Raw genomic sequence first — 23,829 nt, 5'->3', positions numbered from 1 at the left:
CAGCCCTGTTCCCAGTGCCGCCATCAGCAGGCTTGCGCCGACTCGCCTCCCTCTTAATATCGATAAGAAGCACGCAACCACAGCTCTCGTCCTGTGCGATAAAGGTTCTGGTTCAATACCGATGTGGGGGTAGCCACCACCACAGGCGCTTGTTTATCCAGGACGTTAAGCACATCCAGACCCACACCCAGCCCCTTGAACATGGCGGGTTCCCAATCTAGACGCATATCCCAGGTCCAGTACGAACCCACTCGACCAGACTCGTACTTCTCCAGCCCATCCCCCCGATTCAGGCCCACATAGTGCACATCGGTACGAGCGCCGTTCCAATTGATCCGGTTATTCATCTGCAAGCCGTAACGCGCCCACATGCCGGTCACACCCGCGCTGACTCGCCAGGGCAAGTTGTAATCCCCCACCGGACGATCGCCCCGGCGTATCAAGTCGCCGTTGTAATAGATCTCGTCATCCAGCTCCTCGGCCTCGCCGTCGTAACCATCGGCCAGCTTGGTATTACGTTTGCTGTGCTGATAGGTCACATCCAGACGCGCGGTCCACAAGCTCTCGCCCAGGGTCCAAGGGGCCGTATTCATCAAGCTCAAGGTGACAGCATCGGTTTTGGAGCTGCCGTTATTGGTGTAGGTGTGGCCCGTCTTGGCCAGCCCTTCGATAGACACTTGTTGGCGACCATAACGACGCACATACGCCAGCTCGGCGGCCACATTGCTGCTTAATTGCTGGTTCAGGCGCAGGGCCCATTCATCGTCATAAGGGGTTTGCAGGCCATCCAGCGTATACACAGTATGAGAAGGACGACCCACCGGATTGCCGCCTGTAATCAGCAAGGTATGCAGTTGGCTCTTGCGCTCGCGCATGGCGATTCCAAGAATGTCCATGCCGTAATAGCGTGACCAGCCACCTGACAGGCGGGTTTCACCGGTGCCCAACACGTCCCATTCCAGCAAAGTGCGTGGTGCCACATTGGTGTTGCCGAAGTAATTGTCTCTATCCACGCGCAAGCCGGTCGTCAAGGCCAGACGCTGCCAGGACAGTCGGTCAGACACGTACACAGAAGCATTGGTGTAGCTGACACCCACCTCTCCAGCGCGGTAAAAGTTCAAGGTTTGCACCTTGCTGGGCTGCCCATTGCTGAAGTGGCGTGTTTGACCACCATAAGCATCCTGATGACGGACAAACTCTCCCTTGGTATGGGCCAGATCCACACCCACATAGGGAGCATGTTCAATCGCCCCGGTCTGGAACGGTTTGAATTCCAGTCGGGACTTCAAGGTCAGGTTGCGCTGCTCTGTGGACTCTTGCCCAAAGCCGCCACTCATATAGTTGTAGTCCAGTCGACCATTGGGCTGATACACCATATGAACCATATAGGCCGTATCGTCAGAATTTCGATAGCTGTTCATCTGGTCGTAACCCAACTGCACACGCCCCTGCCCCCAGACGAAGTCATGATTCAGGTCGAAGCCCAAACCATAGGCTTTCTGTTGATGCTGCCACTGAATACCGTTGGCCAACATGCTGGAGTCCACCAGATCTTCGCGTCGATCTGCGTACTTGAAGGTCAAGGCAGAATCCGTGCTGGCACTCCAACGGGTATGGACTTTGGCGAACACATTGTCGACACGGTCTTTGGAATTCGTGCTGACGTCCTTGAGCTCTTTGTAGTGCAGCACCCGCATGGTTCGATCAATGGTGGATTCGCGCCGCGACACATTGATCAAGGCAGCGGTATCTTCTGTGATCCGGACATCCACCATTGCTGAAGAAAATCGCTTGGTCCAGGCAGGGGTAAAACCCGGCTCGCCCGCCTCGAACTTTTTCTGCTGCTCGGGTGCAATTTTCTGGGAGGTCAGCCCGGAGGAGTTATAGCTGAAGTCTGCCCTGAAGCTATTGTCCCCTTTGGGATCGCGCACCTTGGCATCCACCACACCCCCGGTGAAGCGGCCGTATTCCACGGGGATGCTGCTATCAAGCACCGTCACGCTTTCCAGCATATTGGTGTCCAGGTTGTAAGCCTGGGCATAGGCAGGCACATTGCCTGCTTGCAGATTCAGATTGCGGCTGGCCGGGTCGATCTGATTGGTTGCGCTGATGCCGTCGATCTGGAATTGATTCTGGAAAGGGCTGGCCCCATAAAAGCTGATGTCCTCCAGCGCCATAGAGCCCCGGTTCGCGCCGCTTTTTGCAGCCTCATTCTGCCGAACAGCCGGGTTATCCGCCAACAGACCAGACAAGTCGCGATTACCGGCAGGACGCTGATCCATATCTTCACGGGAGTAAATGCGCTCCCCCACGCGCTGACCCTGAACACGCACCGGGTCCAGCACGGACAGGCCTTTGGCTACCCTTGCCGTCACAATCATGTAGCGCCCCTCTCCCTGCGCTTGGGCGGCCAATCCCCAAGGGGCCAGCAGAGTCTCCAGAGCTTGCTCTACCGTTAGTTCGCCCTGCAAGGCAAGCGCCCTTTTCTCCCTGACTTGTCCCGGTGAAAATGCAATTTCCACTTGGGCCTGACGGCCTATCTGCAACAAGGCATCAGCTAGCGGCTGAGACTCCATATCCAGCACGACAGGCCCGGCCGCTTGCACAGACAAGGGCTGCATCACCAACAGCAGACTGGCCATCAACAAAGCCAACTGCCCCTGCTTCAGGCGCAAACCGTGATAAGGAGTTTTATGATCGGTCGTCACGCCGGGACGGGCTTGCCTGCGCAAGGCAAAAAGGGACGGCGTGTACTGCAAAGCGCGCTTCATGATTGAGCATCCTATGTAAACAACTACCCTCAGGACGCTCTGCTACCCCTCTCCCCTCACCCCTGATTGCCATCGTATTTTTTAATTGATAATAATTATCATTAGTAAATGACTATAAGCCCCGGCAGCTCCCGAATTTGCAGGCCTTGGCCCAGGGTCAACAAGTTCAAGGCGGCGGCTGGCTTGGCAGCTTGCACCACGCCAGAAACGCGGGTGGAACCGGCCTGATCACTGCCAATCCAGATGACGCGGTGTGTGTATTCGCCTAGCTGTCGGACTACTTCGCTCAGGCTGACATCATCAAAACTGAGCAAGCCATTAGTCCAGGAAGGTGCTGCTTCTGTTTGCCCGGAATCCGCCTGCTGCTGCACAGCCAGGTGCCCACCCGCTACCGTGGCACTGTCTCCCGGCTGTAAAATCGCCTGCTGCGAAGATTCGCAGGAATAACATTGCACTTGCACCGTGTGTTCATAGACAGAAACGCCACTGATCTGGTCCTTCAGGCTGACCTCATAACGCGTGCCCAAGGCCGTCGCCTGCGCCGGGCCAGCTTGCACCGTAAAGGGGCCCGTCTGGCTATCAGCCGGAACAACCTGAAAGAAGGCTCGCCCGGACTCCACCTGCACTTGCCGCTGACCGTTCTCAAAATGCAGTCGGACACGGGTCTGTGCGTCCAGAATCGCGATGGAGCCATCGGGCAAACTGAGCTGCGTAATAGCGACTCCGCTGCTAATTGCGCCCTGCTGATCAAACATGTTCCAGGCGTACAAGGAAGCCCCCATCAGCACACAGGCGCTGGCCAAGGCTTTGACTCGGGATCTTCTCTTTTTACGGGCGATGGGCAAGACGGACACTTGGTCCAGACGCCGCCAACTGGCGGCCAAGGCGTCGTAGGTTTGCGCATGCAGGGGATCGGCCTCGTACCAGGCATCGAATTGGGCCAGTGCATCTGGCTCCAAATTAGCGCCTTCTTTACGCACCACCCATCTGGCGGCGTCTTCATCCACACGGCCCCAGGCCGGATCTGGCATCGCGTTCATGGGGCGGAGTTAAAGACTTGATGGGCCACCAGCAAAATGCGCATCATGTGTTTTTCAATGGTGCTTTCGGACACAGCCAGCTTCTGCGCGATCTGCGCATAGCTCATTTCCTCACAGCGATGCATCATGAAAATCCGCACACTACGTTGTGATTGAGCCAGCAAAGCCTGTTCCAGCCGCTGCAAGGTTTCTCTGGCCAGCGCCTCTTCGTACGCATCGGGAGCGTGGTGATGCGCGACACTCAAGGCATAGCCATCGAAAGCGGCCTGCTCGCGCGTCTGACGCCGATACCAGTCCGCTGCAATATTGGCCGCTACCCTGAATACATAGGCTCTGTGGTTGTCTGCCGTGACTTGCTTGCCCTTTTCCAACAGGCGCAGCCAGGTGTCGTGTGCGCAATCCTGCGCCAGTTCAGAGCAATGAGTACGCCTGCGCAGATAGCGGATCAAATCCGGGTAATGGGTCAGGAACGCCGCCGTCAGCTTGGACATAGAGAGACAATCAGGTGAGCATCTAATTAATAATCATTCTCATTATTATATACACCGATTGCCCCTACTCTGCTACTGCCACACTGTAATCAGGGGACGGATAGTTCAAACAGAGTGCTTACATCCCTAGTTACTGATGGCTCCCAGCGGCAAGGCAGGAATCACGAAAGGCGCCCAGATGATGGACTCGATCAGATTGGGCGTCGTGCTCAGACTGCCTTTCATTTGCTCTACTTTGGCCTGCACCGGAGCAGGAAACGTAATCACCGGGTGCGTTGCTGGCAGATGCTCCACCACACTTCCCTGCCCCATCGTTGCCTGCCTGATATAGAGCGTATCGGTGTGCTCCAGCGCCTTAGCCAGGGCCGGGATATGGCGCACGAAACTGGCGCTATCAGGTTTGAATACCTGGAATTTGTAGCCTTCCAGCAAGGCTGTTTTCTCAGAATCACTAAGCTGATGCGCAGCAATGTAGATATAAAAAGTCACCCGCACTTCCTTGTTGGGAAAGACTTGAATCCCACTGGAAAGATGCGCAAGCTTCGCCCCTAAAGAGGACTGCCAGAACTGAACAAAGGGGGCCAATTCTGCTTTGGGAAACAGATAGGAGGGCTGATCCGCCGTCAGCACGTAAAGCCCGCTTTGATCTTCTGCGATAGCCGTAATGGTTGTGTTGTCGGTTTTCTCTGGCGAGTACGTCGTCGAGCATCCAGCCAGCAAACTCAGCAAAAAGATGAAGCCATACTTGAACATACGCCTGATACCACCCTGAATCATGCATGCCGTATCCCTGCGGCATCGCTACCTCAAGTCCCAAGAGGCATCATAAAAAAGCGCAGCGTATCAACGCTGCGCCTGCAAAACCCAAGTGTGATCGCTTAGGCTTTCTTCAAATACATGGCCTTCAGCAAGTAGCTGATGCCATCGATCTTGCAATCGACTTCATGGTCACCACGAACCAGACGTATGCCCTTGGCTTTGGCGCCCTTCTTCAAGGTGCTGGAACCTTTGACTTTCAAGTCACGGATCAGAATGACATCATCACCCGCCGCCAGCAAATTGCCGTTGCTATCTTTGACGATCAGCTCATCACCATCGGTTTCAGCCTCGGTGCTCGAGTCTGCGTCTTGCCATTCATAGCCACAATCGGCACAGACCCATTGCTCCGTGTCATGGTAGGTATTTTCCAAGGTGCACTGGGGACAGGGAAGCGGTGTGCTCATATTTTTTTCCTGAAAAAAGCTGGGTGCTGCTGCACCAGAAGTGCGGCCAGTTTAGCCCTTTGCTTCAGGAAGACCAAAAGCACACAGGCCCTGCTGGAAGACTCTGTGCTCACTTGGCCGCTTCCACTCTATCTCGCCCCGCCGCCTTACCTTTGTAAAGCGCCACATCAGCCTGCCTTAACGCGTCCTCCAAGCCTTGCGCACCATGCAACGCCGGTGAAATCCCAATCGTAATAGTGCAATGCAGCGGCTGCTCCAGACCTGGCAGCTTGATCACTTCATTTTTCAGCCTGGTGCGCAAACGCTCGGCCAAACGCCAGACACCGACTTCATCGGTCTCCAGGCAAATAGCCACGAACTCCTCGCCCCCGATACGCCCGGTCAAATCCCCGCGACGCACTGTGGAAGACAAGAGGTCTGCAACATGGCAAATCACCCCATCCCCTGCCTGATGCCCATAACTGTCGTTAATTTTCTTGAAATGGTCGATATCGATCAGCAGCAGATAAGCAGGGACCGCGTTGCGCGTATTGAAGTACAGGTGCAGCGCCTCCATCAAACCCCGACGATTGAAGAGATTCGTCATAGGATCGCGCGCAGCCCGATTACGCAGATCATCCGTCAGCCGTCGCAGCACCAACCAGACAATCGAAGGCGGCACTATCGTCGCCAGCGTAGACATATAGATGTAAAAAACCAGTTGGAAACGGCTATCCATTTGCAGCGCATCCAAACCGCCATCCAGGATTTTCAGAAACTTGAGCGCGTTAAGAATACAGATCCCGCCAATCAGCAAGGCGAAGAAAATCATCTCCCCGTGCAGGTCCTTGGCAAACGTGCGTACCCCATACACAACCGTGATCGTCATCACCAGGAAAAGCAAAGACGCCATTGCCGCCAACATGGCATAACGGGCTGTCGGCCCCAGGCCCCACTGCACCAGCCATTGCAGCAAACCATAGGCCACAAAAAACAGAATCAAGGGGCGCCACAACGGAACCGGCCGCCCAAAAAACCGCATGGCACCCAGCCAATAGGCAATGGGTGAGGCCAGCGTCAGGTTGTGATTGATGACACTCAGCAGGCTCCAGGCCGGGCCTCCCTCCAGCAGTTGCAGGATGTAGGCCAAGGCCAGCAAAAGATTACCTGCCGCAAAGAAATCCATCCCCATCCGGTTGCCAGGCAAGCGTCGGCTGATCAACAAGAACATGACTGAGAAGCACAAAAGATGTGCGCACAGCATGCCAACAAGAACGGAAGCGACCATAGAAAGACGTAGAAAAAGAAAACGGAAATCCTGCGCCTGGCCACCGTAATCAAGCCAGTGAAGCATCAACAGGGGAAGAACGATTGTAAGTGTTTTTTACTGAACACCTTCTTTATGTGCCTAGGTTCACTACTACGATCAGCGGTAAACCGAGCAGTCTCAAGAGCCTCCGACTTCAAATCGCCCGAGTAGCCAGATCTTGAGGCAACAACAGTCTATGCAGACACCAGTCCCAAACAGCCTCGACAGACGCTCGGGCCGGTACCGACCGCTTGCGCACCAAGTAAAAATCCGCCCCCAAAGTCCCCGCATCCGCCACCTGCACCAAGCGGCCTGTTGCCAGGTCTGTCGCCACAAAAGCCTTGCACGCCAACGCCACACCTTGACCCGCTACCGCCGCATCCAAAGCCAATGTTGTCTGATTAAATACCGCCCCCGGTAACTTGCCACTGGTTTTCAGAAACGTAGCCCAATGACCTTGTGCATCATGCAATAAGGGCAGAGAACGTAACTGCTCCATCGACAAAGGAAGAGCGGCATTACCCACTAATTGGGGGCTGGCCACCGCCACTAAATCCTGACGAAACAGCAACTGTGCCTCCAGGTCCGCCGCAAACGGTGGACGAGTAAGGCGTACAGCGATATCGACTTGATCACGTTCGAAGTCCGACAAGGCTTCGCTTGCTACCGTGCGCAACTCCACATCAGGCAACATCGCCTGCAAATCCCCCAGGCGAGGAATCAATAATTTGGCAGCCACGGTAGGCGTCACACTGATCGTCACCGTATCGGGACGCACCAACAAACGTCCTGTCGCCTCTGCCAAGGTGTCAAAAGCACGGGTAAGGTCGGCAAGGTACGCTGCCCCCGATAAAGTCAGTTGCAGCCCACGAGGATGACGCTGAAACAGCGCCAACCCCAAATGCTCTTCCAAGGCTCGGACTTGTTGGGCCACAGCGCCTTGAGTCACACCCAACTCGTCGGCGGCAGCACGGAAACTTAAGCGACGGCCAGACACTTCAAAGGCACGCAAGGCATTTAGCGGGGGCAAGGAGCGGCGGGATTTTCTCATATTTCTGTCAGTAGTTTTTCTACACCCTTGAAGGTTTATTTATCACATGATTTTTCTGCTTCAGGCTGAAATAATAATATCAATCTCAATATATGGAGGCTCTCATGGCTGTAGAAAAAGTAGCACTTATTAGCGCAGGCGGCTCGGGCATGGGGGCTGCGGCTGCCCGCAAACTGGCTCAGGATGGCTACCACATTGCCATCCTGTCCTCGTCGGGCAAAGGCGAGGCACTGGCTAAAGAACTGGGCGGTGTGGGCCTGACTGGCTCGAATCAATCCAACGAAGATCTACAAGGCCTGGTTGACCTGGCCATGCAGCGCTGGGGACGTATCGACGCCCTGGTCAGCTCCGCCGGACACGGTCCACGCGGCCCGGTTCTGGAGATCAGCGACGAAGACTGGCATAAAGGCATGGACGTCTACTTTCTGAATGCCGTGCGTCCGGCACGATTGGTCGCCCCCATCATGGCTGCACAAGGTGGCGGAGCTATTGTGAATATTTCTACAGCGTGGGCTTTTGAGCCTGCGGAGATGTTCCCTACTTCCGCCGTATTCCGCGCTGGGTTGGCCAGTTTCACCAAGATTTTTGCAGACAGCTATGCAGCCAAAAATGTACGCATGAACAACGTGCTGCCCGGCTGGATTGATAGCTTGCCTGCGACGGAAGAACGGCGAGGAAGTGTGCCCATGGGCCGCTATGGTAAAGCCGAAGAAATTGCCGCGACGATTGCGTTTTTGCTGTCGGATGGCGCTGGGTATATTACCGGTCAGAACATCAAGGTGGATGGTGGGCTGACTCGGTCGGTGTGAACTGGCTAAATCTGCTTGGGCTGCAGTGTTCACACTAAATAAGGGGGTTAACGCGCTTGCCCATACCACGGAACAAGTTTGGCCTGCAATCTACGCAAACCGATTTCAAGCGCAAACGCCACCAAGGCAATAAGCAGAATCCCCGCCATCACCACATCAGTTGCCAGAAACTGCCCCGCTGACTGCACCATGAATCCCAGCCCACGCGTGGCAGCAACCAGTTCCGAAGCCACAAGGGTTGACCACCCTACTCCCAGACCTATACGCAAGCCCGTCAAAATATCAGGCAAGGCACTGGGGATGATGACGTAACGCAGCAACTGGCCGCGCGTCGCTCCTAAAGACTGCGCGGCACGCAATTTCACCGGGTCTACATTACGTACCCCGCCTGCAGTCGCAATCGTAATCGGCGCAAAAATCGCCAGATAAATCAGCAGCACTTTTGACAGCTCGCCAATCCCGAACCAGATCACAATCAGCGGCAAATACGCCAGCGGCGGGATTGGGCGATAGAACTCAATCAAAGGATCAAGAATGCCCTGAGCAATACGATTACGGCCAATCGCGATACCCGTAGGAATCGCCAACAGTACCGCTGCCACCAGCGCCAAACTGATCCGCCACAAACTAGCCGCCAAATGCTGCTGCACCGTGGCATCCATATAACCCACCGAGAACAGACGAAAAACACGACTCAGCACAGCCTGCGGCGAGGGCAAAAATAGCGGATCAACATAAGCCAACTCGGTGACTGCCCACCACAAGAACAGCACCCCACCCAAAGTCAGCAAACTAATCACAGCAATAGACACTTGCCTGGGCTTGGGATTCTCCGATTGTTGAGACCTGGACACACTCCCCACCTGCACCGATGGAGCACCCGACAAGCCAGCAACATCACCAGGCTGCAACACGTCACTGCCAGCAGAGGATTTCATCAAAAGTCTCCTAAATTCAGGCCGAAGCCGCAACGGGATGCGCCGAGAACACATGCTCCAGCACACGCTCTCGCGCCGCGATGAACTCCGGCGAGGACTTCACCTGACGCACCGGCTGCCCATCGGTGTGACGCCGACCAAAATCCAGCGTCAAACGCTCCACCACATGCCCAGGCGTACCGCCCAAAATGATCAGGTCAGTGGCCAGAAACACGGCTTCTTCAATATCGTGAGTAATCAGAAAAACAGGCTTGGCGCTGCGCTGCCAAACATTCAACAACAGCGTCTGGGCCTGCTCCCGGGTGAAAGCGTCAAGCGCCCCAAAAGGCTCATCCAGCAAGAGCACACGCGGGTCAGCCGCCAAAGCGCGAGCAATCCCCACCCGCTGCTTCTGACCACCAGACAACTGCCAGATACGACGCTGCTCAAACCCTTCCAGCCCCACCAAAGCCAATTGATGACGGGCCGCAGCCTGACGCTGCTCCTTGGACTCCCCACGCAGCGTCAAACCAAAAGCTACGTTCTCCAAAACCGTCTGCCAAGGCAGCAAGGCGTCGTCCTGGAACACCACTCCACGATCTGCTCCTGGGCCGCGCACCGGTTCGCCATCAAGCGTCATTGTTCCAGCGCTGGGCAAGGTGAAGCCAGCAATCAGGTTCAACAAGGTCGTCTTGCCGGTACCCGAAGGCCCCAACACCACGACCAACTGCCCCGGCCCCAATTGCAGCGACACGTCTCGCAGCGCCAAATGATCGGCACCGGGATAACGTGCGCTGACGTGACTCAGTGTTAACTTCGCCATCAGAATTACTTGGCCTGCGAGGCAGCCGCCTCAACATACTTGGCCGTGCTGTAATCTGCGTAGCTAGGCAATACCTCGTCGATACGGCCCTGCTCTTTTAGAAAAGCGGAGGTATCAGCCAAGGCCTGAACGGTAGGCTGGGCCAGCGTTTTCACCTGATCAGATGCAGATAAAAAGCCACTACCTGCCAACACATTGGGGATTTCCTGAGGCGTCGCCCCAGTCAGACGAGACAGCTTGTCGATGTTGTCGGCATTAGCCACCCAGGCAGCAGGATCACGCGTGTAGCTCTGATAAGAAGCCAAGGTGATACGAGCAAAAGTCGACACAACATCCGGGTATTTCTGAGCAAAATCCTTGCGCACCAACCACACATCAAACGTCGGTGCACCCAGTTTTGCCAGCTCGCCAGAACTGATCAGCACCTTGCCGCTTTCCTTGGCCTTGCTCAAGGCCGGGTCCCACGTATAAGCACCATCAATGTCACCGCGAGCCCAGGCAGCCACGATATTGGCCGGAGTCAGGTTGATGATGTTGACCTGCTTGGGGTCGATCTTCCAATGCTTGAGCGCAGCCAGCAGACTGTAATGACTGGTCGACACAAAAGGCGTGGCAATCGTCTTGCCAACGAGATCTTGCGGGGATGCAATGCCGGAACCATTACGCACAACCAGCTCTTCGCTAGTGCCCAGCTCGGCAGCGATCAGGAAGGTCTCGATGGGTAATTTACGACTGGCCGCGGCGGCCAAGGGGCTGGAGCCTAGATAGGCAATCTGCACGTCACCGGAAGCAACGGCATTGATGACTTCAGCGCCACCATCAAACTTGCGCCAATCGATTTTCGCGCCGGTTTCTTTTTCATAAACACCGTCTGCCTGAGGCACGTTCGACGGAGTGGGAATGGTCTGATAAGCGACCGTCAGGCTGGTGGCCTGGGCTGTCAAAGATACGACGCTGGCCGCCAAGGCCAGGCCCAGATGCTGCAGAGTTCTCGTCAACGACATGGAGCATTCCTCGATTATTTTTGCGGCCGGATAAGCCGTTAGGTCGAGGAATCAGGATAGACAAAAGAACTTGAGGGGCAAAAGAACGATTTCGCTTATTGTTAGTGCGCGAATTTATGAGGTGTGAAGATGGCTCAAGTAAACCCGATCCACCGCAACACACGAAAGCATCCGGCTGGATACAATGCGGTCTATCTGCTACTCAGCGGTGGCGACAAGTCCTCTCAAAAACAAGACATAAAAACTGCTATCGCCATGTGGAAACAAATTCAGGAGGATCAGTCATGACCGCCCTCAAAACCGCCCCTTTCGACGCCGCTGAATATCTTGATAGCGAGGAAGCTATCGCCGAGTACCTCTCGGCTGCTTTGGAAGAGGACGACCCAGCCTTATTTCTCTCTGCACTTGCTGATGCAGTCAAGGCCAGAGGCATGACCAAAATGGCTAAAGATGCCGGTATAGGCCGAGAAAGTCTGTACAAGACCCTTGCTCCTGGCGCCAGGCCACGATATGACACTGTCCTGAAATTAGCACGAGCTGCTGGGGCAAAACTAACGGTAGAGCCGCTTCACTCCTGTTAGATAATTGCCAGAACTACCCAACAAGTACCGTCCCCCAACTACAAGTGCTCAACTTACAGCAAACAACAAAAGAACCGCCTTGAAGGCGGTCCTTGCTCACCTAGGGAATACAGGACAAGATTTTTACTCATTACGAAAAAATCGAAACACGAGGGAATAATCTTCGGCGATTGCACAGGAGCACTCAAAGAAGCCATCGAAGGGCTGCCATCGAACTGCCTCTAGGTCAGCTGATGCACATGCTGCGGCTCACCTTCACCAGCCATTTCATGATCAACGGCGGCAGCATTCTCACTCTACAGCGCATCCTGGGTCACCAGGATTTGGAAAACCACGATGCGCTACGCACCCATTGAGCTGGATATCTGGACGCTGCAAGATTATTAAATCCACTGGCTTATTAATCACACGCCAATCAAATTAGAATCTATCCTCACAATAAAAAAATCATGCTACGAGTCTTCATTTCTATCCCCTTTCGAAACTCGCCTATACATGCCAATATCGCTAATTTCGCGAGCGGCAAATTCAGTTAAATTATGTCGAGCAACACTTCCTGGTCGAATATCAAGGGAATCCAGCAGATCCAATATTTCTTTACGCGACGCCTTAATTTTCAAAAAATACGATTTTAATGAATTAGCATCCATCGCCATCAAAGCCTCTGGCGTTAAAGTCATTTCATGACGTTTATACTCAACCACCGCCTTAATCAAGTCAATTTTTTTTAATTTCGAATGACCAGAAGGCCTCCAATTTGGAATCAAATCGCTGATTTCCAATGTTGTGAGGTCGCTTGCGGCAATACCTTCAATTGCCCCATTCACTCCCAGCCATTCAATGAGTTTTTCAATATCCATTATCGACACACCTGTATAAACTCAGAAGTCAAATCGCTAAACTGAGCAGATTGTTTTGCAGCATTGTTCCCTCCCACGTCGAAGACTGGTTGCCGATTCGCTGCGGCTTGCCTCAGCCCATCGCCCTCAGTGACATAACTGCTAAATATCTCTCCTGAGCGACGAAGGCGATTATATTCCAGCTCTTCACTCTGCTTTAACACCTCTCCATACTCTCTAGCCATCATCCCCATCGCTCCTGAAAAAATGGTATCCCTGTATCCATCCTCCAAGTTAAGCGACCGCCTAATCATAGCAATATCATTGTTAACATTCTGTATCTCGCCAATTACAGTAGCAACCCCAATCGATGATTGCCTATCCAGCTTCACAGGCGACACACAATAATCAGATGCGTAAATAATTGACCTAAGCACATCAGAAACTTCCGGATGTGAATCGATCAAAATATAATCATAACTACCCTGCAGGGGCTCAAGCACAAAGCTAATAGTCTTTAAGTGAGACAAAAGCAATAAATTATTCTCTCGTATGTTATTTGTGCTTGGAAGCTTATCAACAGATACAGTGGCCAAACGTGAATCTGCCGGAACAAGATCAACACCATCCACCCAAGTATGAATATTTACATCTGATGTTTGATTCGTTGCACTATAAATTTGCTGAAATTTATTAAATAGAGTTACATCGTTCGAATTACTGGATCCAAAAGATTCAATAAGTTGAGGAAAAAAACGTCCAGAAATTCCACCACGTTGATAGTCTGCATCAATCACTAAAACTCGTTTGTGATGAAACCGATTCAGCGCAACCGCTATGTGATAACAAGCTGTTGTCTTTCCTACACCACCCTTTTCACTAATAAATCCAACAACGGTTGCCATTTAAAACTCCCTTAGCGTTTCTTTATTATTCAAGCTAAACAATTCGTAACACTATAAGCATAGATGCTCGTAGACACATCGAATTAAGCTTGCTGTCCATACTGAATTCTAACAGCGTACCAAGAGGTTTGTCCTTGCCATACAGGGTTCTGCTCGACAACAGCCTATTCGCTGCATTGACACTTGCCCCCTCCCAACCGCAGAAAACAAAAAAGCCACCCGGCTGGGTGGCTTTTTTGTCCTGATTTAACAGGGGTATTCTGGTGGCGCATCCCTGATTCGAACAGGGGACCTGCGGATTATGATTCCGTCGCTCTAACCTGCTGAGCTAATGCGCCGAAGAAAGAATTATAGCAAGGATTCATCTTTTGGCAAGCGTTTTGCGCCATCTTTTTTCTTCTTTTTGACAGTTTTCCCCTATGAAAACGCTAAGCCCTCGTATTCATTAGGTTTTCCTCTTTCCTCACCTTTCCCCCTTTCTCAACAAATGATACAAAACGTAAGCAAAACCAGAGTTCCTCCTTGCCGCTCCAGCGAATCCCCCTCTTGCGCCCTATCAAGTCTCTTTGTCATCCCCTGTTGCTACACTGCCTGCTCGGCGCTAGATCCGTCTTTGTTTATTGACTGACGTCCGTGATCCGGACTTTCCACAGGAACTTTGTTTATGGCCAGTACGCTTGCTATTGTTGTCTCGCTTTTGCTGCTGATGTTCTTCGCCTATCGGGGGGTGACGGTTCTGTTGCTGGCTCCCTTGATGGCCGCCCTGGCTGTGCTGCTCTCGGGGGACTCCGGGTTTTTGTTGCCCATCTACACCTCCACCTTCATGAGCGCGCTTAGCGGCTATGTGCTGCAGTTCTTGCCCATCTTTTTGTTAGGTGCCTTGTTTGGTCAGTTGATGGCGGACTCCGGAGCGGCTCAGGCGATTGCTCAATGGATTACGCGCAAGCTGGGGCATCGTCATGCTATTGCCACCATTGTGATGGTGTGCGGCGTACTGACTTATGGTGGTGTGTCCTTGTTTGTGGTGGCTTTTGCCATCTACCCGATTGCCAAGGATCTGTTTCGCGCAGCGGGCATCCCCAAGCGTCTGATTCCCGCTTCGATTGCTTTGGGTTCGTTTACCTTCACCATGACGGCTCTGCCCGGCACTCCTGCTATTCAGAACGCGATTCCTATTCCTTACTACGGCACTAACGTGTTTGCGGCGCCTGGGCTGGGGATTATTGGTGGTTTGATCATGGCTTTGGGTGGTCTGTGGTGGCTGCAGTCGCGTGCTCGCAAAGCAGCAGCCAAGGGTGAAACCTATGGCGATCACGGTCAGGATCATTTTGATGCCAGCGCTGAGGACAGCACGCATGGTCAGAAACCCATGCCTATCTTCCTGGCTATCCTGCCTTTGATTCTGGTGATTGGTGTGAATGCCTTGTTCACCTATGGGATTTTCCCCGGCACGAACTTTGCGTTCATGGCCGAGCGTTTCCCTCAGGTTGATCCTGCCAAGATTACGGGTCTGTGGGCACTGATTATTGCCTTGATTACGGCGAATCTGGTGCTGATCATCAGCCGCTTGGGCCACTGGAAGAGCCTGCGCGAGAGCATTAACAAAGGTGTGTTTGGTTTTATGCTGCCTTTGTTCAATACCGCGTCTGAAGTCGGTTACGGTGCGGTGATTGCCAGCCTGGCAGGCTTTGCAATTATTCGGGACTTTGTACTGAACGTGGCTCCGGGCAATCCGTTGATCTCGGAAGCGGTAGCCATGACGACACTGGCCGGGATTACCGGTTCGTCTTCGGGTGGTTTGAGTATTGCCTTGCAGACGCTGGGTTCGGACTATTTGGCGATGGCTCAACAAGCTGGCATCAGTCCTGAATTGCTGCACCGTGTGGCGGTGATGGCGGCGGGTGGTCTGGATACTCTGCCCCATTGCGGCGCGATTATTACCTTGCTGTCCATCTGCAAACTGAACCACCGTCAGTCCTACGGCAATATCGCTATGGTGACGATGGCCGCTCCTATCTTTGCGCTGATCACGGTGATTACGCTGGGTACGATTTTTGGCAGCTTCTAAGCAGGTTTAGGATGTAGGCTCTATATAAGCAGCTATGTGCGGATTCGCGCATAGCTGCTTTTTTATTGGCCTCACATCACCCACCAACGTATTTCGTTTTCTATCACGAAAACCCGTAACGTCTTGCTATCCGACATAGCCCCTCGGCGTGCTAGGATTCAGGCATATGGTCCCGTATTATCAAGGTCAATAATCAGGAGCACACCATGAACTACACCTACACCCTTAATGAGTTAGGCACTGAAGCGATTCGTCAGTTTGTTCTGGATCGTGGTCAGCCTGATCTGAACCTGCAGGCTTATATCGCCGCTGCCGAGGTGGAGGCTGATAATTTCAATGCGGATGGCAGCCAGCGCGGCCAGATCGAGATTGACTCCAATTGCAGCAAGGATGGTTTGACTCATACTCTGCTGCTGGAAAAACACTGGTTTGCGACCCAGCCGGTTCCTGAGGCGCCCAGTGAGGACAGCTTCTTCTAAATAGAAGCAGGTTTGTCTGTGAGTTCACAATCGACTGACTGACTGTTAGACAGACACAAGCTCAGCTATCCGCCCCTCTCTATAGACATTGGCCCAGGCAAGCTAAAACGGCTGTCTGGGCCTGAAACTATCTGAAAGGCCAACAAGACTCTATATGTAGAAACTGGGCATATTTCAGCAGGACCTGATGCACTCGGGTGTTGGCCCACTATCAAAGGAAAACCTGTCGTTTGCGTTCTAGCAATCAGCAAGTCCGCCATGAGCTGCTTAGCTCCAAAAAACACAGCCGCAACAACAACTAGGGCTCACTATCCACTATCAGGCTTTGCTTTAAGGCCACTCCCCCCCGCCCTAATCCACCTGCAAACCAATCTTGTAAGCCAAAGCACCAAACCGGTCGATATCGTTCCAGATCATGGCCTTGAAGCCACTCGCCTGTGCGGACTCATCCGCTGCTTGCGGCGTATAGCCCAATGCCAGTAATTGCGATTGCATGGCCGGGTCCGTCAGCGCTTTTTGCACAACACGGTTCAAGGCATCGATGATGTGTTCAGGGGTATGAGACGGTGCCAACAATCCATGCCATTGATCCAGCTCGAAACTGGTATTGCTGACTTCGGCCACGGTGGGCACATGGGGCAGAACGGGACTGCGCTGGGCGGAGGTGACGGCCAGGGCGCGCAAGTGCCCGGATTCAATCAGAGTTGCAGCACTGGACAAGGTCACGATGCCGATAGGCACCTGCCCCGCCACCACATCATTCAATGCCGGACCGCAACCACGATACGGGATATGCAGCAAAGCCGTACCCCGCAAGTCGTACAGCATTTCTCCAGCCAGATGCTGGGGCGTACCGTTCCCGCAGGACGCATAAGCCAAGGCTGGTTCTGACTGCTGCTCCAGCACTTGTTCCAGATTCTGAATATCCGAGCCATGCCCAGTCACGATGACTGAAGGCACAAATCCGATATTAGCGATGGGTGCAAAGTCTTCTTTGGGGTTGAAACCCAAGTTACGGAACACACCGGGGTTGATGGCAAAGGAGCTATTGGCCATCAGCAAGGTATAGCCATCGGCGCGAGCATAGGCTACGGCACGTGCACCGATATTGCCGCTGGCGCCAGGACGGTTGTCGATGATGACGGGCTGGCCTAAGGCTTTCTCCAATCTTGGGCCCAGTTTGCGAGCCAGCAAGTCTGTTCCGCCGCCTGGCGGAAAGGTAACGATCACGGTAATTGGCTTGACCGGGTACTTGACGGCCTGATCGGCCACCTCGTCCCTTGCCTGCGCCGCCTGACTGCTCAGGCCCAGCGCTACCATGCCCAGCAAGGCGGCGGCTGCCGCCCGCTTACCCACCTGAAAACCCGCCATCACAGCAAACACGTTTATCTACTCAAGCATCCAGACCAATATCCAGCACACGGGCGCTGTGCGTAATCCAGCCCACTGCGATTCGGTCTACGCCGCAACGAGCAATGGCGACGGCCGTTTCGGGCGTTATACGGCCAGAGGCTTCTGTTTTGGCACGGCCTGCGACACGGGCCACGGCCTCGGTCAAGGTTGCGGTGTCCATATTGTCCAGAAGAATGCTGTCCACACCCAGTTCCAGCACTTCATCCAGTTGCTCCAGGGTATCGACTTCTACCTCGATGCAAACCAGATGGCCGATATAGGCACGGGCTGCTTCTACCGCGGCTTTGACGCCCCCGGCAACAGCGATGTGGTTGTCTTTAATCAGTACCGCGTCATCCAGACCAAAGCGATGATTGCTGCCGCCCCCGACTCGAACCGCGTATTTCTGCACGGCGCGCAGGCCGGGCATGGTTTTACGGGTGCAGGTAACTTTAGTGCCATAAGGTGCAATTGCACGGGCGATGGAAGCGGTTGCCGATGCCACGCCGCTTAAATGCCCCAGGAAGTTCAAGGCACAACGCTCTGCCGTCAGCATGGAACGGGCCGAACCGCTAATGACCGCAATCTGCGCACCGGGAATCAGGTCATCGCCGTCTTGCAGTTGCGCCTCAAAGCGCAGCGTGGGGTCCAGCAAGGTAAAGGCCAGACGAGCCAGATCGAGACCCGCCAACACCCCTGCTTCTCGGGCCACCAGACGCATTTGTGTACGCGCTGCAGCGGGAACAATGGAGTCCGTCGTCAAATCACCGGCACGGCCCAGGTCTTCTTGCAAGGTGGCGCGCACCAAGGGTTCCAAAATGACATCGGGCAAGGAAGGAATACGGTGAACCGTTGTCTCTGCAGCTTGCGCTGTCGGCTCGGGGGCATTAATTATGCTCATTATGAGTATTTAAATCGCTAAAAATAAGGCCTAATGGCACGGTGCACTTATGCTATTCCTGAGCATAAGCACTGTCAAGCCATAGGCCCGGTTTTTAGCGCGCTTGTTTCGCCAGCGGTAATTTACTGCCCGAGATCGCCCGCTCAAACAAGACATCACCACGGAAGCGAAACAGCTTGGCGGGTCGGCCTGATCCGCCTACGCTCATGGCGCCGGTTTCTTCAACCAGGGCTTGCTGTTCGATCAAACGGCGAAAGTTCTGTTTATGCAGCCCCCGCCCTGCCAGGGCTTCGACGGCCTGCTGCAATTGCAACAAGGTGAACTCCGGCGGCATCAGTTCAAACACCACGGGGCGGTATTTGATTTTGGCGCGCAGACGCGCCAAGCCCGTCGCCAGAATACGGCGGTGGTCGTGGCGCATGCCCAGACCCAGCTCGTAATGTTTGCCCAGCTCTTGCTGTTCTCGCTGACGACGGCGACAGGACTCGGGCAACAAACCCGCTTCGTACAGCAGCTCGTAGCGCTGCAAGACAAAGTCTTCGTTCCAGATCGCGCCTTCCAGCCCAAAACTGTAATTGACACGCTGACGGCGCAAGGCGCGCAAGGATTCATCCTGTTCGCACCAGTTCAACAGCGCGGGCACGATGGTGTCCTGAATAATAGGGGGTGCGCCATCCCGCCGGTCTTCCCACGGGAAATAGCGGTAGCAGTCCTGCCAGATCACCTGGGCCACATCGGGCTGGCCTACTTCACGCGTCAGGCCCACATAGCTGACCGACACAATACGCGTTCCCTGCGCGTCAAACCGATCCCGATCCGCAAAGGTATAGAGCTGTTCCACATAGCCCACCGGGTGATGGGTCTGGGTTTCCACCCAATCACGCAGCCCCGTTTGCAAAGAGCGGTGCGTGTGCTGAAACGGCCCGGCGGGCAAGGCTTGGCCCGCATCCGTGGTCAAGACTCGGGGTTCGCCATCGCTGACGGCCACCAAAACGGCCACCAGTTCAGCACTGACTACAGGTTCCTGCGTATAGATCACATATTCTCCTTCTGAATCGCGCCAGCGCGCGTCTGGCGGATTATAAGCGAGGCCCTGCCCGCTTCGGCTGGCTGGAACAGCCCGACGCGGAAATACAGTCGGATCACTATTTTCAGATGATCAAATTATGACCCATGAACATCTAAGCCTAAAGAAATTCCTCCGGCTGCCGTTAAGCGTTTGAACTGTATGTGTTTGCCATAAATGACAAGCAAGCGCTCAGTCAGAGGCCGGATCAGTCAACAGTTTCACGCTTTGTTCTGCTCCGCCATTCGCAAAAATAGAAGGTTTCTGACAATTCAGGTCGAACACGGACAGACAGAAGCCAATGCCGTTTTTTGCATGGCCCATGCGGGCTTGATGGCCCCCGCGTCCCCTTTGTTGTTCTCCTCCAGGATGATGAATGCGTAAGAATTTCCCCATTACCCAGGACGAGGTTCGTGTCCGGGCCGATCAGTACCTTATTTCAAAAACCGATTTGAAAGGCCGGATCACCTACGCGAACGCGGCCTTTATTGCGATCAGTGGTTTTACTCGTGAAGAGCTGGTTGGTAAAGCTCACAACCTGGTTCGTCACCCCGACATGCCACCCGAGGCTTTCCAGGACTTCTGGGACACCCTGCAAAGCAAGCGCCCCTGGATGGGTGTAGTCAAGAACCGCCGCAAGGATGGTGGTTTTTACTGGGTCTATGCCATGGCAGTGCCAATTTATGAAAATGGCACCGTAGCCGGGTATGCCTCGGTCCGCGTCAAACCCAGCCAGGAACAGATCGACGAGGCCGAGAGCCTGTACAACGCGATTAATGAAGGTCGCGCCAAAGGGGTGCGTCTGCATGAAGGCCGTGCCGTCCCCACGGGCTGGCGCAAAGCCTTGAGCCAGTTGCGTCGTCCCTTTAGCAACTCCTTGCGCGCCAGCCTGTTCCGCATGGGTACGCTGGCCCTGGCCACGACCGGCACGGCTCTGTACTTCGCCCTGACAGGCGGTGTCCCCCAAGGCTCCGGACTGTGGCTGACAGGTGCCTTGTGTCTGGCCAGCGCAGTGATGATGGGCTATGGCTGGTTAATTGCCCAACGCGTGATTCGCCCCCTGGATCAGGCCTCCCTGATTGCCCAGCAAATCGCCACCGGGAACCTGCAACTGGATATTGATACCAATTCCAGCGAGAGCAATTCGGAAATCGGCCAGCTCTACTTCTGCCTGGATTTGATGCGCAAGAGTCTGGTGGGGATTGCCAGCGATGCCCGCAGCGGGATTGATGCCTCTATTCACGCGGCCCGTATTCTGGAAGTGAACAATACCAATCTGGCTTCGCGTACCGAAGATCAGGCGGCCTCCTTGCAGGAAACCGCGGCCAGCATGGAAGAGTTGACCGTGACCGTGCGCCAGAACGCTGACAACGCCAACCAGGCCAGCCAACTGGCCGATGCCAGCATGCAAATTGCCCAACGTGGCGGCGCCGTGGTGAATGAAGTGGTGCAGACCATGCAAGGCATCCACGACAGTTCACGCCGCATTGGCGATATCGTCACCGTCATTGAAGGTATTGCCTTCCAGACCAATATTCTGGCGCTGAACGCAGCGGTGGAATCGGCTCGTGCGGGCGAAGCAGGCCGTGGCTTTGCAGTAGTGGCTGGGGAAGTGCGCAGTCTGGCCCAAAAGAGTTCGCAAGCCGCAGGTGAGATCAAGAACCTGATTGATGCGTCGGTGAGCCGCATGGCGGTGGGTGCCGAGCAAGCCGCACGCGCGGGCGACACCATGGGCGAAGTCGTGGATTCGGTTAAACGCGTGACGGATATTATTGGTGAGATCTCGACCGCTTCGATCGAGCAAGCCAGCGGCCTGGATCAGATTAACGAAGCCATGGCCAAGATGGATGGCGTCACCCAGCAGAACGCAGCGCTGGTACAGGATCTGGGCAACACCATGAGCGATCTGGCCTCGGAAGCCTCCGAGCTGGCTGATGCTATCAAGGCGCTGAACACAGGCTCTGTCGACGCAGCTCATAGCGCCCCCGCATTGGCGCAGCTTAGCAAGGCGCCCACCATGCAGGTGCTGTCTTACCAGAACACACAGCCTTTTCAGGCTCAAAGTGCCAAAACAGCGAACGCCCGTCTAGAAGCGATTCGCCGCTAAACCATAAAATCAGGGTCGGCAGCCGCTCTGCTGACCCTGACACAACTGACAGCTAGACAAAACAATAAATCTGGGGTCGCTCTTGATACTCGGAACGCTTGAAAAAAATAATCAATAATAAAATCAAGCCAGTAGATCACAGGAAGCATGCGTATAGATCCCAGGTTTTGGCTGTCATCCCAATGACACATTTAGACTCTAATACAAATACCAAGTAACAAAATTGAGTCGATATGCAACATAATGATCTGTCCTTTTCCGCCTACGTCTTTAACAGGGCCAGATCATGCGTGAAAATCAAGCCATTACGTCTCATGAAACACAGGTACCCGAAAAAACCTATTTAATCTCCAAAACAGACCTGAAGGGACGCATCATCTATGCCAATCCGGTCTTTATCGAGGTTAGTGGCTACAGCCATGATGAGCTGATAGGGGCCGCCCACAATATCGTGCGTCATCCCCATATGCCTGCGGTAATTTTTCAGGATTTATGGCAGACCCTCAAGCAACAACGATCCTGGTCGGGGCTGATCAAGAACCGCCGCAAAGACGGCGGCTTTTACTGGGTCAAGGCCCGCGTCATTCCCTTGATCGAAAACGGCCGCGTCAATGGCTATGCCTCCGTACGGGTACGCGCTCAGCCCAAAGAAATCAAAGAAGCAGAATATCTGTACCACTCCATTCAGCAGCAAGGTTTACGCGGCTTTCGTCTGCATGAAGGCCAGTTGCAAGCCCGGGGCTGGCGCTCTGCCCTAAGCACCCTGCTCCAACCCTTGAACCGCAGCCTGCGTGCCAGCCTGCTGCGCTTTGGCTTCCTGACTGGCTCTTTGGCCGCCTTAAGCGCGGGCTTGCTGCTGGGTAGCGGCGCATCTGGCACCTATCTGATCGCCGGGCTCGCCTCCCTGGGAGTGGTCAGCCTGGCCACCTTGGCCTATGGCTGGATTGTGACCCAACGCATGATGCAGCCGCTGCACAGCGCCACCCATATCGCCCAGCAAATTGCGACTGGCAATCTCTTGATTGATCTGAACCCGCAACACACCCGCAGCCAGGAAATTGCGCAACTGTATTTCTACATGGACATGATGCGCAAGAGCCTGCTTAGCCTGGCCCGCGACGTCCATCAGGGCATTCAGGCCTCCTTGGATGTGTCCACCCAGATTGAGGACGGCAACCGGCAATTGTCCAACCGCACGGCCGCCCAGTCCGGCTCCTTGCAACGCACCGCGGCCAATATGGAGCAATTGACCATGAATGTGCAGCAAACCGCGGATAACGCCAGGCTGGCGAATCAACTGGCCGACCAAAGCCTGTCTACAGCGCGCCGGGGCGGCGAGGTGGTGCAGGACATGGTCAGCACCATGCAGGACATCCACAATAGCTCCGAGCGCATTGGCGATATTGTGTCGATTATTGAAGGGCTGGCTTTTCAGACAAATATTCTGGCGCTGAATGCCGCGGTGGAATCAGCCCGTGCGGGTGAGGCTGGCAAGGGTTTTGCCGTGGTGGCGGGTGAAGTGCGCAGTCTGGCGCAGAAAAGTGCGCAGGCCGCCGGGGAAATCAAGAACTTGGTGGAAGACTCCTTGAAACGCATGGCAACCGGCGCCCATCATGCCAAACGGGCCGGTTCCACTATGGACGAGATCATGCAATCCGTCTCGGACGTGACGCATCTGATCAGTGAAATCTCCACGGCTTCCAATGAGCAGGCCAGCGGTTTGGCGCAGATTAACGATGCCGTCTCCACCATGGACAGCGATACCAATGACAATGCTGATCTGGCCCGTAACTTAGGCGTGACAGTGCATGAACTGAGCCGTCAGGCCCAAGAGCTGAAACTATCGATCCAGCTTCTGAATACGGGGGTGACAGGCCGCTCTACTTATGTACCTGATCCGAACGCCACCCAAGAGCCAGTCCCCTTGCTGAAAGTTGCCTGATAGAAAAGCATTGGGGGCAGAGAGCTGAAAGTCTCGCTGCCCCGCCCTCTCATATTTCTCATTCGGCAAGGCAGTGGATTCAGCTAATTCTGATCAGAGACTCCATGCCACGTTTGCCAAGCACAGCTAAGG

At 54.4% G+C, this 23,829-nt stretch carries 22 protein-coding genes and 1 tRNA gene; 7 read left to right on the top strand and 16 right to left on the bottom strand.

Going from position 1 to position 23,829, the window contains the following annotated elements; all coding sequences use genetic code 11:
• Positions 1-53 precede the first annotated feature (53 nt).
• The 7 genes from JYG33_RS01335 to JYG33_RS01305 all read right to left on the bottom strand — a co-directional run bounded on the left by JYG33_RS01335 (position 54) and on the right by JYG33_RS01305 (position 7,864).
• On the bottom strand, positions 54-2,771 hold the full coding sequence (locus JYG33_RS01335; RefSeq protein WP_207873831.1) for a TonB-dependent receptor: 2,718 nt from the start codon (positions 2,769-2,771) through the stop codon (positions 54-56).
• Positions 2,772-2,872: 101 nt separating this feature from the next.
• Positions 2,873-3,811, bottom strand: a complete 939-nt coding sequence (locus JYG33_RS01330) for a FecR domain-containing protein (RefSeq protein ID WP_207873830.1) — start codon at positions 3,809-3,811, stop codon at positions 2,873-2,875.
• The gene (locus JYG33_RS01325; RefSeq protein WP_207873829.1) at positions 3,808-4,302 is read right to left on the bottom strand and encodes an RNA polymerase sigma factor; all 495 of its coding nucleotides are present in this window, start codon (positions 4,300-4,302) and stop codon (positions 3,808-3,810) included. Before JYG33_RS01325 ends, JYG33_RS01330 begins: the two co-directional genes overlap by 4 nt.
• A gap of 126 nt (positions 4,303-4,428) precedes the next feature.
• Positions 4,429-5,055, bottom strand: a complete 627-nt coding sequence (locus JYG33_RS01320; protein ID WP_207873828.1) for a hypothetical protein — start codon at positions 5,053-5,055, stop codon at positions 4,429-4,431.
• A gap of 125 nt (positions 5,056-5,180) precedes the next feature.
• Entirely contained in the window at positions 5,181-5,525 is a 345-nt protein-coding gene (locus tag JYG33_RS01315; RefSeq protein WP_207873827.1) for a zinc ribbon domain-containing protein YjdM, read from the bottom strand.
• A 109-nt stretch (positions 5,526-5,634) separates the two neighbouring features.
• Entirely contained in the window at positions 5,635-6,792 is a 1,158-nt protein-coding gene (locus JYG33_RS01310) for a GGDEF domain-containing protein (protein WP_207873826.1), read from the bottom strand.
• 175 nt (positions 6,793-6,967) lie between these two features.
• On the bottom strand, positions 6,968-7,864 hold the full coding sequence (locus tag JYG33_RS01305; RefSeq protein WP_207873825.1) for a LysR substrate-binding domain-containing protein: 897 nt from the start codon (positions 7,862-7,864) through the stop codon (positions 6,968-6,970).
• Positions 7,865-7,968: 104 nt separating this feature from the next.
• Between JYG33_RS01305 and JYG33_RS01300 the strand changes: the two genes are divergently transcribed.
• Positions 7,969-8,673, top strand: coding sequence for an SDR family oxidoreductase (locus JYG33_RS01300; RefSeq protein ID WP_207873824.1), 705 nt, complete (start codon positions 7,969-7,971; stop codon positions 8,671-8,673).
• Positions 8,674-8,720: 47 nt separating this feature from the next.
• Here the strand turns inward: JYG33_RS01300 and tauC are convergent, their stop codons facing one another.
• From tauC to tauA, 3 genes are read right to left on the bottom strand one after another with little or no spacing between them, the layout of a single operon-like run.
• The gene (gene tauC / locus JYG33_RS01295; RefSeq protein ID WP_207873823.1) at positions 8,721-9,611 is read right to left on the bottom strand and encodes a taurine ABC transporter permease TauC; all 891 of its coding nucleotides are present in this window, start codon (positions 9,609-9,611) and stop codon (positions 8,721-8,723) included.
• A 16-nt stretch (positions 9,612-9,627) separates the two neighbouring features.
• Positions 9,628-10,413, bottom strand: a complete 786-nt coding sequence (gene tauB, locus JYG33_RS01290; protein ID WP_207873822.1) for a taurine ABC transporter ATP-binding subunit — start codon at positions 10,411-10,413, stop codon at positions 9,628-9,630.
• A gap of 5 nt (positions 10,414-10,418) precedes the next feature.
• Entirely contained in the window at positions 10,419-11,417 is a 999-nt protein-coding gene (tauA, locus tag JYG33_RS01285) for a taurine ABC transporter substrate-binding protein (protein WP_207873821.1), read from the bottom strand.
• A gap of 129 nt (positions 11,418-11,546) precedes the next feature.
• Here tauA and JYG33_RS01280 point away from each other — a divergent pair, with 129 nt between their 5' ends.
• Positions 11,547-11,705, top strand: coding sequence for a hypothetical protein (locus JYG33_RS01280; protein ID WP_207873820.1), 159 nt, complete (start codon positions 11,547-11,549; stop codon positions 11,703-11,705).
• Entirely contained in the window at positions 11,702-11,998 is a 297-nt protein-coding gene (locus JYG33_RS01275) for an addiction module antidote protein (RefSeq protein WP_207873819.1), read from the top strand. Before JYG33_RS01280 ends, JYG33_RS01275 begins: the two co-directional genes overlap by 4 nt.
• Positions 11,999-12,450: 452 nt before the next feature.
• On the opposite strand, the gene JYG33_RS01270 is transcribed toward JYG33_RS01275, so the two are convergent.
• From JYG33_RS01270 to JYG33_RS01260, 3 genes are all read right to left on the bottom strand, one after another.
• Positions 12,451-12,858: a hypothetical protein gene (locus tag JYG33_RS01270; protein WP_243430236.1), complete on the bottom strand. Its 408-nt coding sequence runs from the start codon at positions 12,856-12,858 to the stop codon at positions 12,451-12,453.
• Positions 12,858-13,742 carry a ParA family protein gene (locus JYG33_RS01265; protein ID WP_207873817.1) on the bottom strand — a complete coding sequence of 295 codons (885 nt, stop codon included), beginning with the start codon at positions 13,740-13,742 and terminating at the stop codon, positions 12,858-12,860. Before JYG33_RS01265 ends, JYG33_RS01270 begins: the two co-directional genes overlap by 1 nt.
• Positions 13,743-14,003: 261 nt before the next feature.
• Positions 14,004-14,080 (bottom strand) — tRNA-Met (locus JYG33_RS01260).
• A 326-nt stretch (positions 14,081-14,406) separates the two neighbouring features.
• Here JYG33_RS01260 and JYG33_RS01255 point away from each other — a divergent pair.
• Both JYG33_RS01255 and JYG33_RS01250 read left to right on the top strand, forming a co-directional pair.
• A complete protein-coding gene (locus tag JYG33_RS01255; RefSeq protein ID WP_207873816.1) occupies positions 14,407-15,810 on the top strand; it encodes a GntP family permease in 1,404 nt (467 codons plus the stop codon).
• Positions 15,811-16,016: 206 nt separating this feature from the next.
• On the top strand, positions 16,017-16,289 hold the full coding sequence (locus JYG33_RS01250; RefSeq protein ID WP_060186879.1) for a hypothetical protein: 273 nt from the start codon (positions 16,017-16,019) through the stop codon (positions 16,287-16,289).
• Between the two features lie 351 nt (positions 16,290-16,640).
• Here the strand turns inward: JYG33_RS01250 and JYG33_RS01245 are convergent, their stop codons facing one another.
• The 3 genes from JYG33_RS01245 to JYG33_RS01235 all read right to left on the bottom strand — a co-directional run bounded on the left by JYG33_RS01245 (position 16,641) and on the right by JYG33_RS01235 (position 19,621).
• Positions 16,641-17,660 (bottom strand): tripartite tricarboxylate transporter substrate binding protein, encoded by a 1,020-nt coding sequence (locus JYG33_RS01245; RefSeq protein ID WP_207875691.1) that lies wholly within the window; start codon positions 17,658-17,660, stop codon positions 16,641-16,643.
• 22 nt (positions 17,661-17,682) lie between these two features.
• On the bottom strand, positions 17,683-18,582 hold the full coding sequence (gene nadC, locus JYG33_RS01240; RefSeq protein ID WP_207873815.1) for a carboxylating nicotinate-nucleotide diphosphorylase: 900 nt from the start codon (positions 18,580-18,582) through the stop codon (positions 17,683-17,685).
• A gap of 94 nt (positions 18,583-18,676) precedes the next feature.
• Complete coding sequence (locus tag JYG33_RS01235; RefSeq protein ID WP_207873814.1) at positions 18,677-19,621, bottom strand: hypothetical protein; 945 nt, start codon at positions 19,619-19,621, stop codon at positions 18,677-18,679.
• A 403-nt stretch (positions 19,622-20,024) separates the two neighbouring features.
• Here JYG33_RS01235 and JYG33_RS01230 point away from each other — a divergent pair, with 403 nt between their 5' ends.
• Positions 20,025-21,755, top strand: coding sequence for a PAS domain-containing methyl-accepting chemotaxis protein (locus tag JYG33_RS01230; protein WP_207873813.1), 1,731 nt, complete (start codon positions 20,025-20,027; stop codon positions 21,753-21,755).
• A 286-nt stretch (positions 21,756-22,041) separates the two neighbouring features.
• Positions 22,042-23,697 carry a methyl-accepting chemotaxis protein gene (locus JYG33_RS01225; RefSeq protein WP_207873812.1) on the top strand — a complete coding sequence of 552 codons (1,656 nt, stop codon included), beginning with the start codon at positions 22,042-22,044 and terminating at the stop codon, positions 23,695-23,697.
• Positions 23,698-23,829: the final 132 nt, after the last annotated feature.

It is taken from the genome of Alcaligenes sp. SORT26, assembly GCF_017377875.1.
GTDB classification, from domain to species: domain Bacteria; phylum Pseudomonadota; class Gammaproteobacteria; order Burkholderiales; family Burkholderiaceae_B; genus Alcaligenes; species Alcaligenes parafaecalis.
This window is presented reverse-complemented; position numbering and strand designations above follow the sequence as displayed.

What these genes read in the sequence shown, in the direction of transcription:
- JYG33_RS01300 (WP_207873824.1), top strand. Translation starts at nt 7,969, where the DNA reads ATGGCTGTAGAAAAAGTAGCACTTATTAGCGCAGGCGGCTCGGGCATG.
- JYG33_RS01310 (WP_207873826.1), bottom strand. Translation starts at nt 6,792, where the DNA reads ATGGTCGCTTCCGTTCTTGTTGGCATGCTGTGCGCACATCTTTTGTGC.
- JYG33_RS01225 (WP_207873812.1), top strand. Translation starts at nt 22,042, where the DNA reads ATGCGTGAAAATCAAGCCATTACGTCTCATGAAACACAGGTACCCGAA.
- JYG33_RS01245 (WP_207875691.1), bottom strand. Translation starts at nt 17,660, where the DNA reads ATGGCGGGTTTTCAGGTGGGTAAGCGGGCGGCAGCCGCCGCCTTGCTG.
- JYG33_RS01320 (WP_207873828.1), bottom strand. Translation starts at nt 5,055, where the DNA reads ATGTTCAAGTATGGCTTCATCTTTTTGCTGAGTTTGCTGGCTGGATGC.
- JYG33_RS01280 (WP_207873820.1), top strand. Translation starts at nt 11,547, where the DNA reads ATGGCTCAAGTAAACCCGATCCACCGCAACACACGAAAGCATCCGGCT.
- JYG33_RS01265 (WP_207873817.1), bottom strand. Translation starts at nt 13,742, where the DNA reads ATGGCAACCGTTGTTGGATTTATTAGTGAAAAGGGTGGTGTAGGAAAG.
- JYG33_RS01330 (WP_207873830.1), bottom strand. Translation starts at nt 3,811, where the DNA reads ATGAACGCGATGCCAGATCCGGCCTGGGGCCGTGTGGATGAAGACGCC.
- JYG33_RS01230 (WP_207873813.1), top strand. Translation starts at nt 20,025, where the DNA reads ATGCGTAAGAATTTCCCCATTACCCAGGACGAGGTTCGTGTCCGGGCC.
- tauC (WP_207873823.1), bottom strand. Translation starts at nt 9,611, where the DNA reads ATGAAATCCTCTGCTGGCAGTGACGTGTTGCAGCCTGGTGATGTTGCT.
- JYG33_RS01315 (WP_207873827.1), bottom strand. Translation starts at nt 5,525, where the DNA reads ATGAGCACACCGCTTCCCTGTCCCCAGTGCACCTTGGAAAATACCTAC.
- JYG33_RS01335 (WP_207873831.1), bottom strand. Translation starts at nt 2,771, where the DNA reads ATGAAGCGCGCTTTGCAGTACACGCCGTCCCTTTTTGCCTTGCGCAGG.
- tauA (WP_207873821.1), bottom strand. Translation starts at nt 11,417, where the DNA reads ATGTCGTTGACGAGAACTCTGCAGCATCTGGGCCTGGCCTTGGCGGCC.
- nadC (WP_207873815.1), bottom strand. Translation starts at nt 18,582, where the DNA reads ATGAGCATAATTAATGCCCCCGAGCCGACAGCGCAAGCTGCAGAGACA.
- JYG33_RS01325 (WP_207873829.1), bottom strand. Translation starts at nt 4,302, where the DNA reads ATGTCCAAGCTGACGGCGGCGTTCCTGACCCATTACCCGGATTTGATC.
- JYG33_RS01255 (WP_207873816.1), top strand. Translation starts at nt 14,407, where the DNA reads ATGGCCAGTACGCTTGCTATTGTTGTCTCGCTTTTGCTGCTGATGTTC.
- JYG33_RS01305 (WP_207873825.1), bottom strand. Translation starts at nt 7,864, where the DNA reads ATGAGAAAATCCCGCCGCTCCTTGCCCCCGCTAAATGCCTTGCGTGCC.
- JYG33_RS01250 (WP_060186879.1), top strand. Translation starts at nt 16,017, where the DNA reads ATGAACTACACCTACACCCTTAATGAGTTAGGCACTGAAGCGATTCGT.
- tauB (WP_207873822.1), bottom strand. Translation starts at nt 10,413, where the DNA reads ATGGCGAAGTTAACACTGAGTCACGTCAGCGCACGTTATCCCGGTGCC.
- JYG33_RS01270 (WP_243430236.1), bottom strand. Translation starts at nt 12,858, where the DNA reads ATGGATATTGAAAAACTCATTGAATGGCTGGGAGTGAATGGGGCAATT.
- JYG33_RS01275 (WP_207873819.1), top strand. Translation starts at nt 11,702, where the DNA reads ATGACCGCCCTCAAAACCGCCCCTTTCGACGCCGCTGAATATCTTGAT.